This window comes from Blastochloris tepida (genome assembly GCF_003966715.1).
Lineage (GTDB): Bacteria > Pseudomonadota > Alphaproteobacteria > Rhizobiales > Xanthobacteraceae > Blastochloris > Blastochloris tepida.
Genome location: NZ_AP018907.1, coordinates 2,223,593 through 2,244,972 on the forward strand (window position 1 = coordinate 2,223,593; position 21,380 = coordinate 2,244,972).

General features: G+C 61.4%; 14 protein-coding genes and 1 pseudogene. 8 read left to right on the top strand and 7 right to left on the bottom strand.

What is annotated here, in order from left to right; genetic code table 11:
- Positions 1–383: 383 nt before the first annotated feature.
- Together BLTE_RS10340 and BLTE_RS18550 are read left to right on the top strand one after the other, a co-directional pair.
- Positions 384–1,370 carry an AAA family ATPase gene (locus BLTE_RS10340; protein ID WP_126400158.1) on the top strand — a complete coding sequence of 329 codons (987 nt, stop codon included), beginning with the start codon at positions 384–386 and terminating at the stop codon, positions 1,368–1,370.
- Between the two features lie 639 nt (positions 1,371–2,009).
- Positions 2,010–2,555 (top strand): annotated as a pseudogene (locus BLTE_RS18550) (S8 family serine peptidase); the annotation flags it as partial.
- A gap of 72 nt (positions 2,556–2,627) precedes the next feature.
- Here the strand turns inward: BLTE_RS18550 and BLTE_RS10350 are convergent.
- A complete protein-coding gene (locus BLTE_RS10350; RefSeq protein ID WP_126400165.1) occupies positions 2,628–3,584 on the bottom strand; it encodes an IS481 family transposase in 957 nt (318 codons plus the stop codon).
- Between the two features lie 158 nt (positions 3,585–3,742).
- On the opposite strand from BLTE_RS10350, the gene BLTE_RS10355 reads away from it, so the two are divergent.
- A complete protein-coding gene (locus tag BLTE_RS10355; RefSeq protein ID WP_126400169.1) occupies positions 3,743–4,762 on the top strand; it encodes a S8 family serine peptidase in 1,020 nt (339 codons plus the stop codon).
- A gap of 419 nt (positions 4,763–5,181) precedes the next feature.
- On the opposite strand, the gene BLTE_RS18090 is transcribed toward BLTE_RS10355, so the two are convergent.
- A complete protein-coding gene (locus BLTE_RS18090; RefSeq protein ID WP_160140578.1) occupies positions 5,182–5,352 on the bottom strand; it encodes a hypothetical protein in 171 nt (56 codons plus the stop codon).
- Positions 5,353–5,525: 173 nt separating this feature from the next.
- Positions 5,526–5,684: a hypothetical protein gene (locus BLTE_RS18095; RefSeq protein WP_160140579.1), complete on the bottom strand. Its 159-nt coding sequence runs from the start codon at positions 5,682–5,684 to the stop codon at positions 5,526–5,528.
- 201 nt (positions 5,685–5,885) lie between these two features.
- Between BLTE_RS18095 and BLTE_RS10360 the strand changes: the two genes are divergently transcribed.
- The 5 genes from BLTE_RS10360 to BLTE_RS10380 all read left to right on the top strand — a co-directional run bounded on the left by BLTE_RS10360 (position 5,886) and on the right by BLTE_RS10380 (position 14,424).
- A complete protein-coding gene (locus BLTE_RS10360; RefSeq protein WP_126400172.1) occupies positions 5,886–7,625 on the top strand; it encodes a type I restriction-modification system subunit M in 1,740 nt (579 codons plus the stop codon).
- The gene (locus BLTE_RS10365; RefSeq protein ID WP_244599953.1) at positions 7,622–8,632 is read left to right on the top strand and encodes a GIY-YIG nuclease family protein; all 1,011 of its coding nucleotides are present in this window, start codon (positions 7,622–7,624) and stop codon (positions 8,630–8,632) included. The genes BLTE_RS10360 and BLTE_RS10365 overlap by 4 nt, the downstream gene beginning before the upstream one ends.
- Entirely contained in the window at positions 8,629–9,966 is a 1,338-nt protein-coding gene (locus BLTE_RS10370) for a restriction endonuclease subunit S (RefSeq protein WP_126400175.1), read from the top strand. Before BLTE_RS10365 ends, BLTE_RS10370 begins: the two co-directional genes overlap by 4 nt.
- A complete protein-coding gene (locus BLTE_RS10375; RefSeq protein ID WP_126400178.1) occupies positions 9,963–11,096 on the top strand; it encodes a Fic family protein in 1,134 nt (377 codons plus the stop codon). The genes BLTE_RS10370 and BLTE_RS10375 overlap by 4 nt, the downstream gene beginning before the upstream one ends.
- Positions 11,097–11,310: 214 nt before the next feature.
- Complete coding sequence (locus BLTE_RS10380; RefSeq protein ID WP_126400181.1) at positions 11,311–14,424, top strand: type I restriction endonuclease subunit R; 3,114 nt, start codon at positions 11,311–11,313, stop codon at positions 14,422–14,424.
- A gap of 678 nt (positions 14,425–15,102) precedes the next feature.
- On the opposite strand, the gene BLTE_RS10385 is transcribed toward BLTE_RS10380, so the two are convergent.
- The 4 genes from BLTE_RS10385 to BLTE_RS10400 form a co-directional block, all read right to left on the bottom strand.
- The gene (locus tag BLTE_RS10385) at positions 15,103–16,137 is read right to left on the bottom strand and encodes a COG3904 family protein (protein WP_126400184.1); all 1,035 of its coding nucleotides are present in this window, start codon (positions 16,135–16,137) and stop codon (positions 15,103–15,105) included.
- 395 nt (positions 16,138–16,532) lie between these two features.
- Entirely contained in the window at positions 16,533–16,880 is a 348-nt protein-coding gene (locus BLTE_RS10390) for a hypothetical protein (RefSeq protein WP_126400187.1), read from the bottom strand.
- Between the two features lie 335 nt (positions 16,881–17,215).
- Complete coding sequence (locus BLTE_RS10395; RefSeq protein WP_244599954.1) at positions 17,216–18,256, bottom strand: hypothetical protein; 1,041 nt, start codon at positions 18,254–18,256, stop codon at positions 17,216–17,218.
- Positions 18,257–18,809: 553 nt separating this feature from the next.
- Positions 18,810–21,305, bottom strand: a complete 2,496-nt coding sequence (locus tag BLTE_RS10400; RefSeq protein WP_126400190.1) for a DUF3987 domain-containing protein — start codon at positions 21,303–21,305, stop codon at positions 18,810–18,812.
- Positions 21,306–21,380 lie beyond the last annotated feature (75 nt).

A 21,380-nucleotide genomic window follows, 5' to 3' on the forward strand; every position in this document is an offset into this window, starting at 1 on the left:
CACCGCAGGCGCGTGGCTTCACCCTCTGGTTCATTCGGGATGGTTTTATCGCCACGGTTCATTTTGAATGCCTAAGGCCAAGCTGTTGAACCAGATCCGGGTTGGTTTCAGCGGGGTATACGCAAACCAGACCGGCGCCTACATCGCAACAGGATCACTGGGCGCCGAACAGATCGCAAAGGACACGTCGCCAGGGCGTCCATTCCACGGCAAATTTTTGAAGCCAGGGAGCTTGGGGTTCGTGTTTTGTGCCATGTCTGCTAAAGTTTAATTGGCAAGGCGCACCCTGCAACTTTAGCGTTCCACGACGTGTGTCCGTCCAAGAATAGACTCTGGAGGCGAAGGCCTTCCTATAACTCAGTGGCGAATTGGTGAAGCGTCCAATGGCGCGTGGCGAATTGATGAAGAAACTGCTTGCGAGTTATGGCCGGGACGAGGAGTTCCGCGCTGTCGCTGAGCAGATCATTACTGAAGAGGAACAAAAGAATAACAAGGTCCTCGCTAGATCTCTCCGAAAAACGCTGGACAATTCAGCGCGCTCCGCTACGCCTAAGGCGTTGGCTCCGCTCATCCCATTTCCTGACGCTGCTAACGACTTTATTGAACGAATCGAGCCTGAGCATACAAAAAACGATATTGTGCTTACCAATACTAATCTTCGTATTTTTGCTGGTTTGATCCGTGAGTTCCGCCGAGCCGAAGACATCCGGCGCCACGGTCTGCCGGTGCGTTCGAAGCTTCTGTTTTGCGGGCCTCCTGGTTGTGGAAAAACGCTTTGCGCGGAGGTTTTTTCCCGTGAGCTTGGCTTGCCGCTTTTTATCGTAAAGCTTGATAGGTTGATATCTTCATATCTTGGAGAAACAGCCACCAACATACGCAAGATCTTTGAGTTTGCTAGAAAGCAGCCCTGTGTACTTTTTTTTGATGAATTCGATGCTTTGGCGCGCTCGCGCGATGATGTTAACGAGCATAGCGAACTCCGCAGAGTCGTTAATAGCATTCTGATATTTATCGACAGGATACGTCCGAAAGGTTTCTTGGTTGCCGCCACCAATCTTGATCATTCTTTAGACCCTGCAATCTGGCGCCGTTTCGACGAAATTATATGGTTTGGCAAGCCGGACCGACTCATGGTTGAAAAGTACCTCAGAGTTAAATTCAAGAATGTGGAGGTGGCGTTCGACCCGGTTGCGCAGGCGGTGCTGCTTGAGGGCTTCAGCTACGCAGAAATTGAGCGAGTATGCCTTTCGGCCATCAAGACCGCCGTTCTCGAACGCAGACGGCAGGTTCGTGAAGCCGATTTCAGGCTTGCAGTCCGCGACGAGATTCGACGGCGATCCGGGAGTGCGCGGCTTTCACCTATGTTGTAAGGCTTTGCGGTCTTGGCGCGATATGACCATTTGCAGCTTGTCCGGCTGCCTGAACGACTGGAACGGCGTCGCCATGGTGGGGGCGGAAGCGCACCGACTCGAGAACCCGGAACACATAGCCAAAGGCTTCAATCCGAACTAGACGAAGTCGTTATCCAGCAGCGCCGTCGCCGAAGACCGGAGTTCGTAGATCCGTCGTTGATCCTGCGCGTGCGCATGAACGGGATGACGATGGAGGACGATTGGGCGCGGCTGGGCTTGACGTTGCTTTCCAGCGACGACGACAAAAATCTCATTCTGTTTGCATCAGACGACGAGATGCAGGGGTTCCGCGATCGATTGGCGGCATACGCCCGCGGCGCACCTCCTGATCAAGCCGCACCGTCCTATGCCGGTTTTATCAATCGCATTGAAGAAATTGGTTCTGTCGAACCTCGTGACCGAATTGGCGCCCGTCTTCGCGAAGACGGTTTTATTGTGCCTGAAGACTTTTTGGCTGAGGGAGTATACATTCTTGATATTGAGCTTTGGGAATTTGGAAGACGGGATCAGCGAACGGAAAAGCTAAACAAGATCGCCGATTACATTGACGCTCGTGGTGGCGAGGTATTTGATAAATATGTCGGCCCGTCGATCACAATGCTGCGGGCTCGGCTCACGGGGGCACTTGTTCATACGCTGCTTGACCTCGATATCATTGCGTCTGTCGAACAGCCGCCCCAGCCGGACGTTGTGACGGGTACTATACTTAAACTTGGACTTGACGATTTGCCTGAAGTGGCCTCGGCTCCTGACGGTGCACCTGTTATTGGGGTCATCGACAGCGGAGTGAACGAACACCCACTGCTTAAGGATTTTCTGGTTGGGGCGATCGGCGTACCGTCTTCTCTAGGCAGCGCTGACGACTTCGGTCACGGCACACGTGTCGCCGGTGTCGCCCTGTTCGGCGATCTTCGTGCCCAGCTCTTGGACGGAGTTCTTGTCCCGAGCGCCCGAATTGCCGCGGCGAAAGTCGTCAATGATCGGGGCGATTTTGATGAGCGACGCCTCGTTCCCTCGCAGATGCGCGAGGCGGTCACAATGCTCAATCAGCGTTTTGGATGTCGCCTTTTCGTAATCTCCCTCGGCGACGTGAAGCGCGTCTTTGACGGGGGCAAAGTCGGACCCTGGGCGGCCACGCTTGACGAGTTGGCGAGCGAACTCAACGCCGTCATAGTGGTTTCCGCAGGCAATCGCGCACCTCGAAGCGGAACCCGCCTAGATGTGGAGCCTCAACAGGTTGTCCTCGGTCAGACCGAGGCGGCTGATGGGTGTCTTGGCTTGCAAGCTACCATGGGGCCTGTGCCAATTGTAGCGATGCAGCCAGATCGGCAGCTCTGCGGCGCGCTGATCGGAGTGCAGATAAGCTTTGGCGTAGGCCCATTCGCGCAAGCTCGTTTGGACGAAGCGCTCGGCCTTGCCGTTGGTCTTGGGCGTATACGGCTTGGTGCGCAGGTGCTTGATCTCGAGTAGGCGCAGCGCCCTGGCATAGCGGAAGGAGCGGAAGCTGGCGCCGTTGTCGGTCATCACGCGCTGAACCTTGACGCCATGGGCCCTGAAGAAGCGCAGTGCATTGAACAGAAAGCGCAGACAGGACGGGCGCTTTTCGTCGGGCAGGATTTCCGAGTAGGCGACCCGCGAATGATCGTCGATGGCGAGATGCAGGCACTCCCAGCCGACCCCGCGGCTGTTGCTTTGCCCGCTGCGATCGCCGGTGATGCGGTGGCCCACCGTGTTGAACCGGCCGAGCTTTTTGATGTCGATGTGAATGATCTCGCCGGGATGCTGGCGTTCGTAGCGCCGGACCGGTTCGGCCGGCTCCAGGGCGCTGAGCTTGTTCAAGCCGCGCCGCCGCAGGATACGGCTGACGGTGGCCGGCGAGAGGCCGAGCTCGGCCGCGATCTGCTTGCCGGTGCAGCGCTGGCGGCGCAACGCCTCGACCGCAGCGCACGTGGCGGGCGCTGTTTGGCCTGGCGATGAAAGCGGCCTGGAGGAGCGGTCGCGCAAACCATCGACACCCTCGGCGCGGAAGCGCCCGACCCATTTGGCGACCGTCTTCGGCGTGGTGTTGTAGCGACGCGCGGCCTCGGCATTGGTCAGTCCGCCATCCACCACGGCGCCCACCATCACCTCTCGACCTTTCGGGGTCAGGCGAGCATTCTTGTGAGTGTCCATTCGGTCCTCCGCGAATCACTGACGTCTGGCGACATCAGCGTTCCCGGCCAGGGCCGAATGGACAACCTCCTGAAAGCCCACACCTAGAGCAGGCCGTCACCGAGTACCCTGGTTATCTTCTCGAGCCCAGTAATCGCCTGTGCGAACCAGCGGGCGCCATGAATATCCTAACTGTGGGTTCGCTCGCACATGGCAAGGGTTTGGACCCCGATTTTGACGAGGACGTTCACGTACAGCCGATCACCAGCGCGTTCGAGCCTTCACCCTTTACTCGTATCGGTCCCGGCGTGGGTGGCGCAGTTAAGCCTGACCTCGTCGATATCGGCGGAACGATGGTCTTCGACTCGATGGTTGCTCGCCTCCGAGTTGGCGATGATTTGCCAACCGCCGGCGTTCTTACGCTCTATCATCGCTTTGTTGATCGCTTATTCACCGCTGGGTCGGGGACGTCTTACGCCGCACCATTGGTGGCAAATAAGGCGGCTCAGATCTTAACCCGGTTCCCGCAAGCTTCCGCAAACCTTGTACGCGCCCTGCTTGTGGGCGCGGCACGGGTGCCAGATGCGGCTCAGCTCAAGCTTCAGCCGTTGGGTGGAGAGGCCGCACGGTCCATCTGCGGACACGGGTTAGTGGACGTTGTACGCGCCGCATACTCAGATGACCATCGAGTAGTTCTCTTCGCTGAAGACGAGCTGCCGTTAGACCATTTTGCAGTTTACCACGTTCCAGTCCCCGAGCCATTTCAGAACGGCGGACGCCGTACTCTTCGCGTTACGCTCGCGTTCGATCCACCCGTACGTCACACTCGAGCCGACTACGCTGGCGTTGGCATGAGCTTCCGCCTTATTAGGGGGTGCGAGCAAGCACTTGTATTCGAGCATTATCGGCGTCGAACTCAAAGCGAGGGACGTCAGCCAGAGATCGATGGGCGATACCAGTGCAACCTTGAGCCCGGTCCACGGGAGCGGGAGCGCAGCACGCTTCAAAGCGCGAGCGTTTCTTTTTCGCGGGATACCGGCGTGTACGGCGACAGCTATTACTTGGTCGTGCGCTGCGAAGGAGGCTGGGCTGGGAGCTTCCAGGCAAGCCAGCGATTTGCAGTGGTCGTTGAACTTGCTCATCGGCCGGAGGTTCAGCTTTATGAGCGGCTCCGCGCGCGTGTTCGGCTTCCTCGTTAGCTGTACCGATACCGGCTTTGATGGCTTGGAAGCCTTCCAATCGCTACACGGAGCCGCTACACAAGCGCTGGCCAGAATTCGAATTTTGCTTTAAATAACAACTTATTCTGCAGGCTTGGTTCGTTTCCCTCCCTCTCCACCTGCTTCATCCTCGATTTCAGCGGCGGGTGGGTTCGGCTGGGCCTGATTTCCGCCATGTGGCTCCGGCGCGGCCCGTGACGCAAATTCCCGACGAAAGTCCCGACTCGCTGCCAGACCACAGCCTTAGCGCATTGATAAAAGGCGATAATCCAACTCAAACCCGATGCTCTGGGGGACTGGGGGTCCCGAGTTCAAATCTCGGCGCTCCGACCATCTAACATCTTGATCTTAAAAGTGTTTTTTGGGCCTCGGGCAACCGGGGCTCTACCGCGTTTTGGTCATGTCGGCACCATGTCGGCACCGGCGGCCACGTCCCCCACCCGGCCGGCATCGCCGGCCCTGTGGTGGCCCCGGTCATCGAAGTTCGCCGCACTGGCCCATTCCAGGGCCAGGAGGGCGACGCGGGCGAACGACTCGACCGTGTCGTCGGGCAGCGGCTCGGCGTCCACCGCAAGTTCGGGCAGCTTCCACGCCTCGCCGATGGCTCGTCGCGCCGGCTGGTCAGGTCAGGGCCGAAGAGGGCCTGGGCGATGGCCATCTCGACGGCCAGATATGCGGTAACACTCATCGGGCATTCCCCTTGGGGAATTTAGAGGCGCCCCGCGTGGAGTGCCCCGAGGGATCAACGAAGGTCGGGCGGCAGGTGGAACTCGACCGGCGGCGCGTAGTGGCCGGGAATGCGGGCTTCGTGCGCGAGCGATTCGGGCGCTGGCGCGGGCCGGTAGTCGACGCTGACGCCATCGCGGACCGGGGTGGGCTTGTCGCCGTCCCACTTGAACATGCCGCGGGGCGCGTCCTTCGGGTTGCCCTGCACGACGCCGGGGTCGTCGGGGGGTCGGCCACCTGCCCACCCACCTACCCAGAGGCCGTGAGGCGGGGGACCCGCCCCAACCCTTCTCTTGTTCGAGGCAAGGCCTCTCCCTATCGTCACCGACTCAAAGTCGCATGACGACCCGCTGCCCGCCTCGGAATCGATTTTCCCGTGAACCAGCAAGCTCTCTCCGCCTTCATCTGGTCGGTCGCCGACCTGCTTCGTGGCGACTACAAGCAGTCCGACTACGGCAAGGTCATTCTGCCGTTCACCGTCCTGCGGCGGCTGGATTGCGTGCTGGCGCCGACCAAGGCGGCCGTTCTGGCGGAGCTGGCCGCCAAGACGGCGCAGGGGCTGAACCCCGAGCCGTTCCTGCTGCGCAAGGCGGGCCAGACATTCGTCAACACCTCTCCGCTCGACCTGTCGAAGATCGTCGGCGACGCCGACCACGTCCGCGACAACCTCTTCGGCTACATTGCCGGGTTCTCCGCATCGGTGCGCGACATCTTCGAACGCTTCGAGTTCGCCGTTCAAATCGAGCGCCTCGCCAAGGCCGGCCTGCTCTACCTCATCGCCGAGCGGTTCGCGCGGATCGACCTCCATCCGGAGTCGGTCGACAACCATCAGATGGGCCTCGTCTTCGAGGAGCTCATCCGCCGCTTCGCCGAACTCTCCAATGAGACGGCCGGCGAGCATTTCACGCCACGCGAAGTGATCCGCCTGATGGTCGATCTGCTGTTCGTCGAAGACGACGATGCACTGTCGAAGCCGGGCGTGGTGCGGACACTCTATGATCCCACCGCGGGCACGGGCGGCATGCTGTCGGTGGCCGGCGAGTATCTCGCCAAGCTGAACCCAAAGGCGCGGCTGAAGGTCGCCGGCCAGGAGCTGAACCCGGAATCCTACGCGGTCTGCAAGGCCGACATGCTGATCAAGGGACAAAATGTCGACGCCATCGCGTTCGGCAACACGCTCTCCGATGACGGCCACCCCCACGCCCGCTTCGACTACATGCTGTCCAACCCGCCGTTCGGTGTCGAATGGAAGAAGGTCGAGAAGGAGGTCCGGCGCGAGCACGAGCGCGACGGCTTCAACGGCCGCTTCGGGCCGGGCCTGCCGCGCATCTCGGACGGCTCCATGCTGTTCCTGCTCCACCTCGTCTCGAAGATGCAGCCGGCTGCCGAGGGCGGCTCCCGGTTCGGCATCGTGCTTAACGGCTCGCCGCTGTTCACGGGCGGCGCCGAGTCGGGCGAGAGCGAAATCCGCCGCTACATCCTGGAGAACGATCTTCTCGAAGCCATCGTCGGCCTGCCGACCGACATGTTCTACAACACCGGCATCGCCACCTACATCTGGATCGTCTCGAACCGGAAGCCCGCACCGCGCAAGGGCAAGGTGCAGCTCATCGACGCTTCCGCGATGTGGCAGAAGATGCGCAAATCGCTCGGCTCCAAGCGCAAGGAGCTGTCGGACGAGCACATCGCCGAGATCACCCGGCTGTTCGGCGAGTTCCGCGAGGCGGAGAAGAACGGCAAGCCGATCAGCCGCATCTTCGACAACGCCGACTTTGGCTACCGGACGATCACGGTCGAGCGCCCGCTGCGCGATGACAAGGGTAAGATTGTCGTCGGCGTGAAGGGCAAGCAGAAGGGCAAGCCGCAGCCGGATTCCTCGCTTCGCGACACCGAGAACGTGCCGCTGAAGGAGGACGTCGAGGCCTACTTCGCCCGAGAAGTGACGCCGCACGTGCACGACGCCTGGATCGACCACGACAAGACCAAGATCGGCTATGAGATTCCGTTCAACCGTCACTTCTACGTCTTTGCGCCGCCGCGCCCGCTGGAGGAGATCGACCGCGATCTTCGCGAGGTGATCGGCCGCATCCAGACCATGCTGGGAGACGTGCTGTGACGACCGCCGGCCGCTCGATCCGCCTGTTCCTTGTCGACGGCACGCCGACGGGCATCATCACGGCCGAGATCATGAACTGGACCGGACACGTCATCGTGGCGCCGCGGTCGCGGCTTGCCGACTTCGTCCAGCGCCCGGAGGCGGGGCGCACCGGGGTCTATTTCCTCGTCGGAGAAAATCCAGAGTCGGCGCTGAAGCCGCTCGTCTACATCGGCGAGACGGACAATGTCGGCAAGCGTCTCATCCAGCACAACAAGGACGACTCGAAGGCCTTCTTCGACCGCTTCTGCGTCGTCACCAGCAAGGACTTCAACCTCACCAAGGCGCACGCCCGTTATCTGGAGAGCCGCCTGATCTCACGTGCTCAAGGCGCTGGACAATCGAAGCTGACCAACGGCACGGCGCCCGATTTTGGGCGCCTACCGGAGGCCGATCTCGCCGATATGGATTTCTTCGTGGCGCAGATCGAAACCGTATTGCCTGTGCTCGGCATGAGCTTCTTGAAAGAGGCCCCGACCTTTAGCCTCTCTGTTCGTGACAGTGCTGCGCCGGGCGTGGGTGCGACTGCCGCGAGTGGAAGCGACGGAGACCTTGTCTCGGACTTGAGCAAGGCCAATCAGCCGACGATGGCCGCCCCAACGATCTTCAAAGCCTACGACAAACGTGGGAACTGGAGTGCCCGGGCTGTCGAGATTGACGGCCAGATAGTCGTGTTGAAGGGGTCTCACGCCGCCAAGACGGTACGGTCCTCGTTATCGACCAAATCGCGGCTGCGGCGAGACGACCTCACTTCGTCAGGAATTCTTGTCGAGGACCCAGAACACTCGGAGCTGTACGTCTTTACGGAAGACGTCGCATTCTCCAGCCCGAGCCAAGCGTCCGACGTGATCTTTGCGTACTCCTCGAACGGCCGGACGGCATGGTTGGTTGAGGGAACTCGGCAGACCTATGCCGAATGGCAAGAGGCGCAGATCGCCGCCCATGCGCCGCAAGGGGGCGATGAATGAAGCTACCGAGCTATCCCACCTACAAGGACAGCGGCGTCGAGTGGCTTGGCGTGGTGCCGTCGCATTGGACCGTTTGGCGGCTCGGAGCGCTATTTCGCGAGGTCGCCGAGGAGGGTATCGAGGGCCTGCCAATCCTGAGCGTCTCGATCCACGATGGCGTTTCGGATCGGGAACTCGGCGACGAAGAGCTGGACCGCAAGGTCACGCGAAGTGACGACGTCACCAAGTACCGGCGCGTCGAGCCCGGAGACCTCGTTTACAATATGATGCGTGCTTGGCAGGGCGGCTTCGGAACGGTGACGGTCGCCGGCATGGTCAGCCCGGCCTACGTTGTCGCGCGGCCAACAACCGCGCTCGCCACCAGCTTCGTGGAGAACCTCCTCAGGACATCCATGGCAGTGGAGGAAATGCGGCGCTTGTCAAAGGGCGTCACCGATTTTCGACTGAGGCTCTATTGGGACGAGTTCAAGACGCTGAAGATTGCTGTTCCCCCTGAAGCCGAACAGCGTGTCATCGCCGCCTTCCTCGACCGCGAGACTGCGAAGATCGATGCGTTGATCGGAGAGCAGGAACGGCTGATCGAGCTTCTTGCCGAGAAGCGCCGTGCCGTCATCTCTCATGCCGTCACCAAGGGCCTCGACCCGAACGCGCCGATGAAGGATAGCGGCATCGCGTGGCTCGGTGAGGTGCCGGCCCATTGGGTTGTTTCAAAGCTCAAATGGCATATCGATGTGCTATCTGGCTTCGCGTTTCCTTCAACGGGATTCTCTGGCGACGAGGAGAGCATTCGTTTACTACGAGGCATCAATGTCGGCATTGGCAGAATTCGGTGGGATGATGTTGCCTACTGGGAGCGTGCAGAAGACGACGGTCTGGATCGTTTCTCCTTGACAGAAGGGCAGCTTGTAATGGGGATGGATCGTCCCTGGATCGAAGGCGGCGCTCGCGTTGCGATCCTTGGTTGCGATGATGTCCCCTGCTTGCTTCTCCAGAGAGTTGCTGCCCTGACACCAAAGGATGATCTGGCGAGAGATTTTATCTATGCAATCATGCATTCGAGCGATTTCAAAAATCACTTTATAACAGATATGACTGGCGTGAGCGTACCACATATCAGCCCAGACCAGATTTGCAGTTTTCCTTTTGCAGTTCCACCTTTAGACGAGCAAAAGAAGATCATTGTGTCCTTGGCTAATAAGACTTCACGTCTCGACGCCCTCGTCGCCGAAGCCGAACGTGCCATCGCGCTGCTGAAGGAACGCCGTGCCGCGTTGATCTCGGCCGCCGTCACCGGCAAGATCGACGTTCGCGGCGCCTTCGAGGAGGCGGCATGAAGTTTGAGACCTTCGTCGCCGGCTCCTGGCGCCAGCGCTACCAGTACAAGAGCTTCGAGCCGGTGCCGGTCGACCACGACTGGACCTGGGAAGACCCCACCATCAACACGTTGCTCGAAGCCGCCAACCGGGCGCTCGGCGAACTCAACGCCTTCTCGCTCATCGTGCCGGACATCGACCTCTTCATCCAGATGCACGTGGTGAAGGAGGCGCAGACGTCGAGCCGCATCGAGGGCACCCAGACCGGCATCGACGAGGCGCTGATGCCGGAGGAGCAGATCCAGCCGGAGAAGCGGGACGACTGGCGTGAGGTGCGCAACTACATCGACGCGGTCAACTCGGCCATCGCCGAACTCGCCACACTGCCGCTCTCCAACCGGCTGCTGAAGCAGACCCACGCCATCCTGATGCGCGGCGTTCGCGGCGAGCACAAGCAGCCCGGCGAGTTCCGCTCATCGCAGAACTGGATCGGCGGGTCGAGCGTGATGGATGCGGTATTCATCCCGCCGCACCCGGACGGCGTTCCGGAGCTGATGAGCGACCTGGAAAAGTTTTGGCACGACGACACGATCACCGTGCCGCACCTCGTGCGCATCGCCATCAGCCACTACCAGTTCGAGACGATCCATCCGTTTCTCGACGGCAACGGCCGCATCGGGCGTCTGCTGATCCCGCTCTATCTCGTCGGGCACGGCCTGCTCGCCAAGCCGTCGCTCTACCTCTCGGACTTCTTCGAGAGGAACCGGGCGAGCTACTACGACGCCCTGATGCGGGTTCGCACGGCGAACGACATGATTCACTGGGTCCGCTTCTTCCTGAACGGGATCGCGGAGACGGCGACGAAGGGGCGCGACGTGTTCCAGCGCATCCTGGCGCTGCGCACCGAGGCGGAGCACGCCGTCCTCGGGCTCGGCAAGCGGACGCCGAACGCGCGGGCGGCGCTTGGCGTCCTCTATCGCCAACCCGTGGTCACGGCCGCCGATATCGAGCGGGAACTCGGAATCAGCACGCCGACGGCCAATGCGCTGGTGCGGGACCTTGTCGGCCTCGGCATCCTGAAGGAGATCACCGGGCAGCAGCGGTGGCGGGCCTATGCGTTCGAACGTTACATTGGCCTGTTTGTAAGTTAAGGGAAATGCTCTTTCCTTAACTTAGCTCGCTCCCAGGTTAAGGGTGGACGAAGCCGACCCCCTGCGGCGGCACCATCTTCCATCAGAGGTGGAACGGGGGTGCCGCCGCATCCGAATGCTTTTAGTCTCCCCCAGTCGGTGCAAGGACGAGGAGGCGCCGCTCGCAGATCGGCAAGAACCGGCCGCGAGGTCCGTCTCCACAGGAGCGGTGGGCATGAGCCTGCACAGGGAAGTCGCCTTCGAGGTGGGCATCTGCGAAGCGCTGGCGAAGGGCGGCTGGCTCTACGCCGAGGACGATGCGCTTGCCTTCGACCGCGAGCACGCCCTTTTTCCCGCCGACGTCATCGGCTGGGTGCAGGCGACGCAGCCGGCGACCTGGGAAGAACTCGTCAGGAGCAACGGCGCCGGGGCTGAGAAGGCGCTCCTCGGCCGGCTCCGCCATCAGCTTGACCAGCGCGGCACGCTCGACGTCCTGCGCCACGGCTTCGAGGTGGTCGGTCTGCGGCATCCGGTGGCGATGGCGCAGTTCAAGCCGGCGCTGGCGATGAACCCGGACCTTGAGGCCCGCTACGCCGCGAACCGCCTCCGCGTCGTCCGCCAGGTCCGCTATTCGCTGGTGAGCGAGAACGCCATCGATCTCGTGCTCTTCCTCAACGGGGTGCCGGTGGCGACCGCCGAGCTGAAGAGCGACTACACCCAACGGGTCGAGGACGCCGTCGATCAGTACCGCTTCGACCGTGATCCGGCGCCGAGGGGCGGGGCGACCGAGCGCCTGCTGTCGTTCCCGAACGGTGCGCTCGTCCACTTCGCCGTATCGAACTCCTTGGTGCGGATGACGACGCGCCTTCAGGGCAAGGACACGTTGTTCCTGCCGTTCGACCGTGGGCACGGCACGGGCGCGGGCAATCCGCCAAATCCGAACGGTGCGCCGACCGCCTACCTGTGGGAGGAGGTGTGGGAACGGGAAAGCTGGCTTGAGATCCTCGGCCGCTATCTCGTCGCCGAGCGGGATGCGAAGAAGCAGATCAAGAAGGTGATCTTCCCGCGCTACCATCAGCTTGCCGCGACGCGAAAGCTTATCGCCGCGGTCCTCACTGAGGGCGTCGGTCAGAAGTACCTGATCCAGCACTCGGCCGGCTCCGGCAAGACGAACTCCATCGCCTGGACGGCGCATTTCCTCGCCGACCTCCACGACGCGGCGAACACCAAGCTGTTCGATTCCGTGCTGGTGGTCAGCGACCGCACCGTGCTCGATGCCCAGCTTCAGGAGGCGATTTTCGCCTTCGAGCGGACGGCGGGCGTCGTCGCCACCATCAAGGGGGCGCAGGATTCGAAGAGCGCGGAACTCGCTGCGGCGCTCGACGGCTCGAAGAAGATCGTCGTCTGCACCATCCAGACCTTCCCGTTTGCGCTCAAAGCCGTGCAGCAGTTGGCGGCGACGCAGGGCAAGCGGTTCGCGGTCATCGCCGACGAGGCGCACTCGTCGCAGACTGGCGAGGCGGCGGCGAAGCTGAAGCAGGTGCTGTCCGCGGAGGAGCAGGCCGAGCTGTCCGATGGCGGCGAGGTCGGCACCGAGGACATTCTCGCCGCTCAGATGGCGGCCCGCGCCGATACGCGGGGCATCACCTTCATCGCGTTCACGGCCACGCCGAAGGGCAAGACGCTCGAACTGTTCGGACGCCGACCGCGGCCGGATCTCCCGGCTGGCGAGGGCAACCTGCCGGTTCCGTTCCACGTCTATTCGATGCGCCAAGCCATCGAGGAGGGCTTCATCCTCGATGTGCTGCAGAACTACACGCCCTACAAGCTCGCCTTCAGGCTGGCGAACGAGGGCAAGGAGTTCACCGAGCGGGACGTCGAGCGGAGCGCGGCGGTGAAGGGGCTGATGCAGTGGGTACGCCTGCATCCCTACAATATTGCCCAGAAGGTCCAGGTCGTCGTCGAGCACTACCGCACGGTCGTCGCGCCGCTGCTCGCCGGTCAGGCGAAGGCGATGGTGGTGGTCGGCAGCCGCAAGGAGGCGGTGCGCTGGCAGCTCGCCATCAACGCCTATATCAAGTCGCGCGGCTACCGGCTTCGCACGCTCGTTGCGTTCTCCGGCGAGGTTCAGGATTCCGAGAGCGGCCCAGACCCATTCACCGAGACCAGCCGGATCCTCAATCCAACACTGAACGGCCGCGACATCCGCGAGGCCTTCGCGACCGACGAGTTCCACATCCTGCTCGTCGCGAACAAATTCCAGACCGGCTTCGATCAACCGCTTCTCTGCGGCATGTACGTCGACAAACGTCTCGCCGGCATCCAGGCCGTCCAGACCTTGTCGCGCCTCAACCGTGCCTATCCGGGGAAGGACACGACCTACATCCTCGACTTCGTCAATGATCCGGACGAAGTCCTGAAGGCCTTCCGGACGTATTACGAGACCGCCGAGCTGTCAGGTGTGACGGACCCCAATCTAGTCCTGAACCTCAAGGCGAAGCTCGACGGCATGGGGCTGTATGACGAGAACGAGGTCGAGCGTGTCGTGCGCGTCGACCTCGATCCGAAGGCAACGCAAGCCCAGCTCGACGCGGCGCTCTATCCGGTCGCCGACCGGCTGCTGAAGCGGTTCAAGGCGCTCGTCGAAAAGCGAGAGGCCGCAGACGGCGACGGCGCGGCAGAAAAGGCGGCGCAGGACGAGATCGAAGCCCTGATCCTCTTCAAGGCCGACATGGCGACCTATCTGCGCGTCTACGCTTTCCTGTCGCAGATCATCGACTACGGCTCCACCGCGGTCGAGAAGCGTGCCGTGTTCTTCCGGCGGCTTTTGCCGCTCCTCGACTTCGGGCGCGAGCGGGAGGGCGTCGACCTCAGCCGGGTGAAGCTCACGCATCATGCTCTGCGCGATCAGGGGCGGCGCAAGCTCGCACTGGCTGAGGGCGAGGCGGAGACGCTGGAGCCGCTCACCGAGGCCGGCGCCGGTGCCGTGCAGGACAAGGCCCGCGCCCTCCTCGACGAGATCATCTCGCGGGTCAACGACCTGTTCGCGGGCGATCTCAATGACGAGGACAAGCTCGTCTACGTCAACGGCGTCATCAGGGGTAAACTGCTGCAGTCCGAGATGCTGGTTGAGCAGGCGATGAACAACTCGAAGCAGCAGTTCTCCAACTCGCCAGATCTCGGACCGGAGATCGAGAGCGCCATCATGGACGCCCTCGCGGCTCACACGGCCATGAGCAAGCAGGCTTTGGAGTCCGAACACGTCAGGCGAGGTATTCGAGACATCCTACTCGGTCCCGGTCAGCTCTGGGAGCTTCTCCGTGCGCGTGGCGAAGCCTTGCGTGGCTGACCGCGACCGCGCTTGATGGGCGCCCTTTGGCTCACTGGACCGAAACGTCGGCCCGCTGACCGCCGAACTCTGCAGCGAATGCGCCGGCCGCTTCCCGCGTGTCGAACTTCCATGTCGAGATGTCGGGCGGCTTCTTCCTCGCTCCCGGCATCATTGTGTGCCGCCGGACATCGAAGCCGAACTTCAGCGACTCGCCGAACGCCGCACCGCGACCATGACGGCGACCTTTGCAGCGCTTACGCTGACAATATTTATCTATATACCACGTCTCCGAAAAAATCCGGCTTGTGCGCCTGTGCCTACCAGACAGCTGGCACGCAGGATTTCATCGGCGTCGCAGTATACCAGCGGTCATCGTCTTTGACTCCGCCTTCGTCATGGCGGGGCTCCGTCCCGCCATCCACGTCTTTCCTTCCAAGAATATTTTAAGTCGTGGATGCCCGCGACAAGCGCGGGCATGACCAGTCATCGTCTGCGCCGTCGGTATAATTGGCCGAGACTATGCCTATTCGAGAAGTCCTTACCGTCGCCTAACTATTGGATAAAGTTAGAAAGAAGACCCGCCAGCGTGGCCAAGACCGTCACGGTACGGCTCAACGAAGCGCGTGCACATGTAGCGTGGGACTCTCTCCAATAGGGCGAGGCCGATTCTAAAATGCCGTCACGCGCTCTTTCTCGTCATCTTGACGGTGGCTGAGGCCGCGCAGGCGTCTGAGAAAACGACGAGAGCTTATAAGAAGGAGGAAAGAAGAACCACGGATCGACCCGAGGCCGAGCAAGTTCTGCTGTGCGCTCCTCGTTAACTTCAGCTGCCATTCCTCCAATCCAGATACGCGCGGCAAGATCGGCCCCGCCAACCTCTCCAGTAAAGTCGCACCCGGTTGTACGCGTATAAGTATCAAATTCGTGTTTAGTGAAAGTTGTTATAGTCTTACCATCCTCAGATCGCAGTGTCTTTGTTTGATGTAGATCGCTACTTGGCGTGGGGTCATAGCCAAAATTTATGTCGTCCGAACGAGCTTTCAGCGAAGGCGCTTCAGCATCGACAAGGTTTAAGCAGGCAATCTCATAAGCTTTATTTGTGATTGATTGATGTGGTATTCCGTCCAGCTGAATATTTGACATAATTGCCATTTTCACGGTATCAATGATGAGCATGCTATCTTCGCCGTGCTTCATCCATTCTTTCATGAAATCCTTGCTAATACCAAGCCATTCAGAATTTTCAAGAATTTCCGCAACAGACATCATGGCAACTTTCCAGGCAGCATCGATTTGCTGTGCAGAAAAGGGACCCAAGCCAAGCGCTTGCTTGTTGAGGTATGGGTAATGGAAGCCAAGAGTCCCGCCGACATGTAGCGTGCGTGACGAGTGCGGCAAGTCGCCCCATACGGTACCGCCGAGAAAAATGATCCCGCAAGCCGATGCGCACAGCGCTCTGTCTGGAACGTATGTAGCAACACCCTCTTCCCTGAATAGACTTGCAATCTTCATGCCTTCGAAAAAAGATCCGCCTGGACTGTTTAGGCAAACAGTCTTATCGGAGCCTATCCTGGATTCAAGAAAACGTTTAACTTTAACATAATCCCCCGCCTCGATGTCTCCGCTCAAGCTGAATGTACATTTCGAGTGGAGCGACTTCCCCAATGTTGCCGCAGCTGCTTGCGTAAAGGCTAAGGAAACAGAAAAAAGTGCTGCGATTGCAAACTTCATGTGCCTAATCCCCGCTCCATGTCGAAGTCTATTTCGGAAGGACCGCATGGATCATTCTGTCCAAACTCGGATCATGCTTAGTGGTTTTCATCCAGGGAGCCCCAAGCTCCGGTTTAGACTAGTGGTCGAAATCAGATAGAAGGTACCCACCTGCGCCGCCGAGCTGTGGGTGTTGATCGCGACGCCTTGCGAGGCTGTGTCAGCTATCAATAGTGATGACACAGCCTCCCGACGTGGGCTCCAGCTCGGCCGGGCCGCTCTTAGCCGCGATGCCGCGGATTACGCAGAGGGCTCCGGCCATAGCCAGCAGGTCATGCTCCTTCTGAGAGTTGTCCTCAAAACCCGCCAAGAAAAGCGCATTGATCGCGCGCCCGATGTCCTTCTCATTTCCTACGTTAGCCCGTGAAACGGTGAGCTGAATTGCTATCACCCCTTCCGCCCTTCTCCAGCACAGTCATGATGATCCCATAAACCATAGGTACGACGCAGCTTCTGCCATTGGCAAGCGTATGGCATTCTGGGCGGCCGAGCGGGATTTTGGCATCTACCTCAAGCTTATGGGCTCGCTGTTCGATTTTGGCTGGCAGGCTTCTCACGAAGTTTTCTGCCGGTCCAGCCTTGGCGGGTGATGCAGAGAGGGGTGAAAAATACAGGCAGGCGAGCGCCACAAAGAGCTTCCATAGCCTGTACGCGATCTGATGGCAGGCCGCGGGTGGGGTCAGGTCTTTCATCAATTCCCGCATTCGGGCCATCCTTGTTGTTGGCAACCAAATAGTAGCGGCGTTTCCAAGGGTCAGGAACTGCTAGCCGACAAAATGACGGATGCCGGCGCCAGCAGTGGCGCAAATTAAGGCAACACAGCATCCGCACAACAAAAAGGCGCTTTTCACGATGTGCATCTAGAAAACCGTCGAGGTCGCGCGTCACCCGCGGCCGGCGGGGTGGTCCACAGGACCCAAGGGGGGTGGGGTACCTCTGCACCGCCCGCACCCTGCTCGCCATAGGCCAGCCGAGCTTCGCCTCTGACGGGGTGCGATGTGGTTCCTCGCCATCAGCGGCTTGATGCTGTGGTTGCCCGCTATTTGGCTGACGGCTTTCCACCCGCCTTGATGATGGGCCACGCCACCTCGTAAGGCATGATCTGGCCGTGAACGGCCTTCCAGTGCGCATCAATTCCGCCCCAAGTTCCGCCGCGAAACACGTGCCCGCACTCTGGGCAGACCTTCGTGCTCCCTGAATCGGATGCGTTCAGCGTCGGACGTGTTGCGACTGTCGATGCCTTTGGTCTTTGTGGACCTGCCCGGCTCAGGCTCGGCGTCGAGCCCTGAACTCCAAGAATCCACCCTTCCACCTCCGCCTGCGTTCGTTCGGACGGCGAAAGATCAGGGGAGAGGAACGCTGCAAGACTGCCGTCGCGGTTGGCGCGGGAGAGCCAAGCCGCGATGCTGAAGGCGTCGTGCTGGTCACCGGTGCGGCCTTCATTGGCGAAGTCTCGGGACCAAAGGGCAGGATAGACCTCGGCGATAGCCGACCGCCCAGCCGGAATGTCCCAGCCGTCGAACGGCCAGAAGTGGACGTGGGCGCCGAGGCGCTGACGGATGAAACGTAGCCAAGGGATGCCGGCATGGGTGGACTTCGCCACCGACCCTGGCACGTCGAAGTGAAACACCGATTTCGCGCCCCCAGCGCGCTGCTCAGTCAGGCGCCGCCAGCGGGCGTTGCCAATACGCGCCGCGCCGTTACCGGCCGTCCCGTCTCGGACGAAATCGACATAGGTGTGGTCCTCGTCGGTCGGCCAGTGCCGCTGGAAATCATCAAGGAACGTTGGCCAATCGTGTGCGAGGCCATGCGCCTCGAAATAGGGCAGCGGAAACGAGAAACCGTGGTCGATTCCCACCAGTGTGGGCACATCCTCGCCGAGCCGCTTCACCAGCCATTCAGCGACACCTTTGCGGGTCCAATATTTGCGCGGAGATGACGGCGGCGACACCTCGCCAAGCGAAACCTCGCGGGGCGGCAAATCGCCTTCAGCGAGATAGACGCGCAAGCCCTTCAGGCCCGCATTCGGCGTCTCCGCACCCGAATAGTCGATGCCGATCACACGGGAGAATGCGGGCATTGGCGATCAATGATCCTTCGGCAGGACGAGAGCGTGATGCGTGCAAAGATCATCCGGCATCATTCGGATGGTCAACCGCTGCCGTGCGGCGAATTGGCGCCAGGTGACACTGGTTGCGATGTTGAGGACCAGCTGAGTTGGGCGTGGGGGTGCGCCGTGTGGCCAGGGCCAGCACCTCGGGCGCCTCCCCCTCAGACGCCAGCCACCGCGCCCCGCGCCACCACCACGCCCTGCCGGGCGAGGCGGCGGCGGCGATACCGTAGGGTTGAAGCGGTATTTAGGTGGGGCGCCGCGGATTTCGTCGTAAATATCGTGCGCGGCTATAGAGGGGGAGGACAGGAGGGGGTGGGGAAGGGAGGGAGAGAGAGGTTACGATATATACGATATAATAATAGATATATATAGGGCATTGATTCCAATTACCTTTTTCGCCTGGATTTCATCGCAAACGGCTCCGAGAAAATGCAGATGGAAACGACGAAAAAAGAACGGGGCCGGATTCCATCGTACGATGAAATCCAGCCCCGCGATGGAATCTCACGATGGAATCCGGTCACCGGACGAACAGCAGCCGGGGGCGCTTTCCCTTCTTCGTCTGCACGTCGTCGCGCCGAACCCGGCCAGCCGCCACCATTGACCCCAAAAGGTCGGCCAGCCGGCGGCTATCGATGCTGCGCGTGCGATCCCGCAACACACCTTCCGTGATCCCGGCCGGGCCGGCACCCTTGATGAGCCGAAACACCCGCAGGTAGTCGGCCTCGCGCTCATTGTCGGCGATACGCTCGGCGGACTCGGCGATGAACGAACAGGTTGAGTGCCACGCCAGGGAGCAAGCCCATTCCATCACCTCGCCTGTGATCCGAGGACGGGTGCAATCCACCCCGACCGCGACAGTCAACGCGAGCTTGATCGCGTGCTCTGCGGCGCGGTGCAGGAACGGCCGGCATCGATCATTAACGACTGCCTCTTGCTCCTCTACGTACGCGCGGAACTGCTCCAGCGCAGCGCGCGCGGCGTCGGTGTACGGAACCACAACCGGCGGGGGGGCCGGGGCAGTGCCATCCCGATGCAGGTTTCCGCCAAGCTGCGCAATCGCAGCACATCGCCGCACCAAGTCGGGCGGAACATCGCGAATCGACGCTTCCGGCTCGCGCCTTGCAGGCTTGGGCGCGTCGATGTTCAGCAGGATGAATCGGGGCAAAAGGCCGCTCGTGAGAGAGCGAGAACCGGCCGCCAGCCAGAACGATGACGGCGTGCTCAGGCCATGAACCGAAAAGTTCGGAGCGTAGAGCTTCACGGCGGGAGTGCCGGCGTACTCAGCGCCCGCGTACGAAGTGCTCGCGCTCGAAAACAGCGAGAGGAAGTCGTCGGCGAGAAGGCGCGCGAGCGATGACCGCTCGTTCATCATGTTCAGCGTTCCGTGGAACTCATCCGCTTGCAGCAGAACGGACGGCTTCTTGATCAAGAGGTTGCGCAACGCCGTTGCCGACATGGCGCGCCCCGGCCCGAGGTAATCGCCCAAGCCGTCCTTGGTACCAAGCCGACGAACGTCCGGATTGTCGACGCAATCCGCAATGCGCGTGATCGCCTGCCGGGCGTGATCCTTCCCATATCCCGACTCGGCAAGGGTCAGAATGTAAAGGTTCGTGCGCAGATCGGTCGGGCTCGCGAACTTCCGCCCGGCGAGAGCGCTCACGAACCCGAGCGCGGCGCCGAGGGCCGCCGAACGCGCCGGGCGCTCCGATGTCCGCTCGCACCAATCGATGATGTCGCCAACGAGGCCGGGCGGGTGGGTCAAGTCTTCAAGGCTCGCGACCGGGGCGAACGTCGCCTCACAGTCGTCGCCGTCGTCGTCGGCTTCCACCACAGCGGCAACCGGCTGCGCCGGCACAAGCGCGCCGTCATCCACCGCAAGCGGCGCCAGATCAGAAGAGGTTGAAGCCATCGTACGCGCCCCGGATGTGAGAATGATCGGAGGGTCGTTCCACGTCGGATCGACGCGCTCGCCGAGCCATTGAACGGCGCTGTCAACGCCGAGCCCGAGCGCCGCCATCACGACGTCAAGCGGTGAATAGTGGCGCGGCCCGTCGCCCCAATCGGTGATCCCCTTTGCGTCGAAGCTGAGATTCAAGTTGCGCTGGTCGAGCGGGCGGCCCGTTGACGACCGCCGCCATTCGGCGACAGCGGCATATCCGCCGGGCTCCCGGCGGATGCGCGACAGGCCAAGGTCGGGAACCCACGCGTCGTAATTCGCGCGCGCTTTGTCGTTCAAACGCGTGAAGAACGTATCGGCGGCCGAGCGGTTGGTGTGGAACTCGACGACGTTGAAGCTGTCGTCGCTACCATGCCACCCCCCGCTCTGCTTCAACGGCATGATGCCGCGAACTGCGTCGATGAACCGCTCGATCTGGGCAGCCGAGATAACCGGCGCGTCGTCCGGGTCACCGGTCAGCGGCGACAGCGGGCCGGTCCATTCGTAGTGCTGGCATGTGACGGGATGAACGCCGTAGCTGACAAACTGCGAGCCCTCGCCGAGAATTTCGAGCGCGTTGTCGCCGACCTCGGCAACGAACCGGCGCTTCGGCACCGGCTCGGCGGCCTGATAGACCAACAGCAGCTTCGGCGCGCGACCGACCCGCACGAACGGCGTCGGGCCGAACTCTTGTTCCGCAAGGCGGCGCACTTCGGCAGCGAGCGCGGCGTCTAGGCAGTCGATGTCGATGCCGATCACACGACCGCACGCAATGCCGGTGCCTGGGCAGTGGCTGTAGCCGCGCTCCCACGCTCCGAGCGCCGCCTCGCTGGCGGGTGTCGCATCGAACGCCGCGTCCTTCTGCCACCCGCGAACCAGCACGGCTTTGCCGGCGCCCCTCGCCACCGCGCCGGGCTGCTCCCGGTCCGGGGCATCGTGCGCCAGGATCGGCAGCGGAGGCCACCCCCGCCGCGCCAACTCCCGGCGCACTTGGGACGGATGCATGCCAGGGACGCCCGAGCGCTCAAGAGGCGACGAAACAAGGTCTTCCGTCGCGGCGTGATTTGTGGCATTCATGGTTCGTTCTCCAAGAACGATTGGTCGGGAGTCATGCCCCGGCCGTGGTGGAAAGAACCCCGCCGGCCCTCCCGG

Coding starts and splice junctions, on each gene's coding strand:
- BLTE_RS10400 (WP_126400190.1), bottom strand. CDS start 21,305: ATGAATGCCACAAATCACGCCGCGACGGAAGACCTTGTTTCGTCGCCT.
- BLTE_RS10390 (WP_126400187.1), bottom strand. CDS start 16,880: ATGCGGGAATTGATGAAAGACCTGACCCCACCCGCGGCCTGCCATCAG.
- BLTE_RS10375 (WP_126400178.1), top strand. CDS start 9,963: ATGAAGTTTGAGACCTTCGTCGCCGGCTCCTGGCGCCAGCGCTACCAG.
- BLTE_RS10350 (WP_126400165.1), bottom strand. CDS start 3,584: ATGGACACTCACAAGAATGCTCGCCTGACCCCGAAAGGTCGAGAGGTG.
- BLTE_RS18095 (WP_160140579.1), bottom strand. CDS start 5,684: ATGTTCAAGTGGGACGGCGACAAGCCCACCCCGGTCCGCGATGGCGTC.
- BLTE_RS10355 (WP_126400169.1), top strand. CDS start 3,743: ATGAATATCCTAACTGTGGGTTCGCTCGCACATGGCAAGGGTTTGGAC.
- BLTE_RS10340 (WP_126400158.1), top strand. CDS start 384: ATGGCGCGTGGCGAATTGATGAAGAAACTGCTTGCGAGTTATGGCCGG.
- BLTE_RS10380 (WP_126400181.1), top strand. CDS start 11,311: ATGAGCCTGCACAGGGAAGTCGCCTTCGAGGTGGGCATCTGCGAAGCG.
- BLTE_RS10385 (WP_126400184.1), bottom strand. CDS start 16,137: ATGAAGTTTGCAATCGCAGCACTTTTTTCTGTTTCCTTAGCCTTTACG.
- BLTE_RS10395 (WP_244599954.1), bottom strand. CDS start 18,256: ATGCCCGCATTCTCCCGTGTGATCGGCATCGACTATTCGGGTGCGGAG.
- BLTE_RS10370 (WP_126400175.1), top strand. CDS start 8,629: ATGAAGCTACCGAGCTATCCCACCTACAAGGACAGCGGCGTCGAGTGG.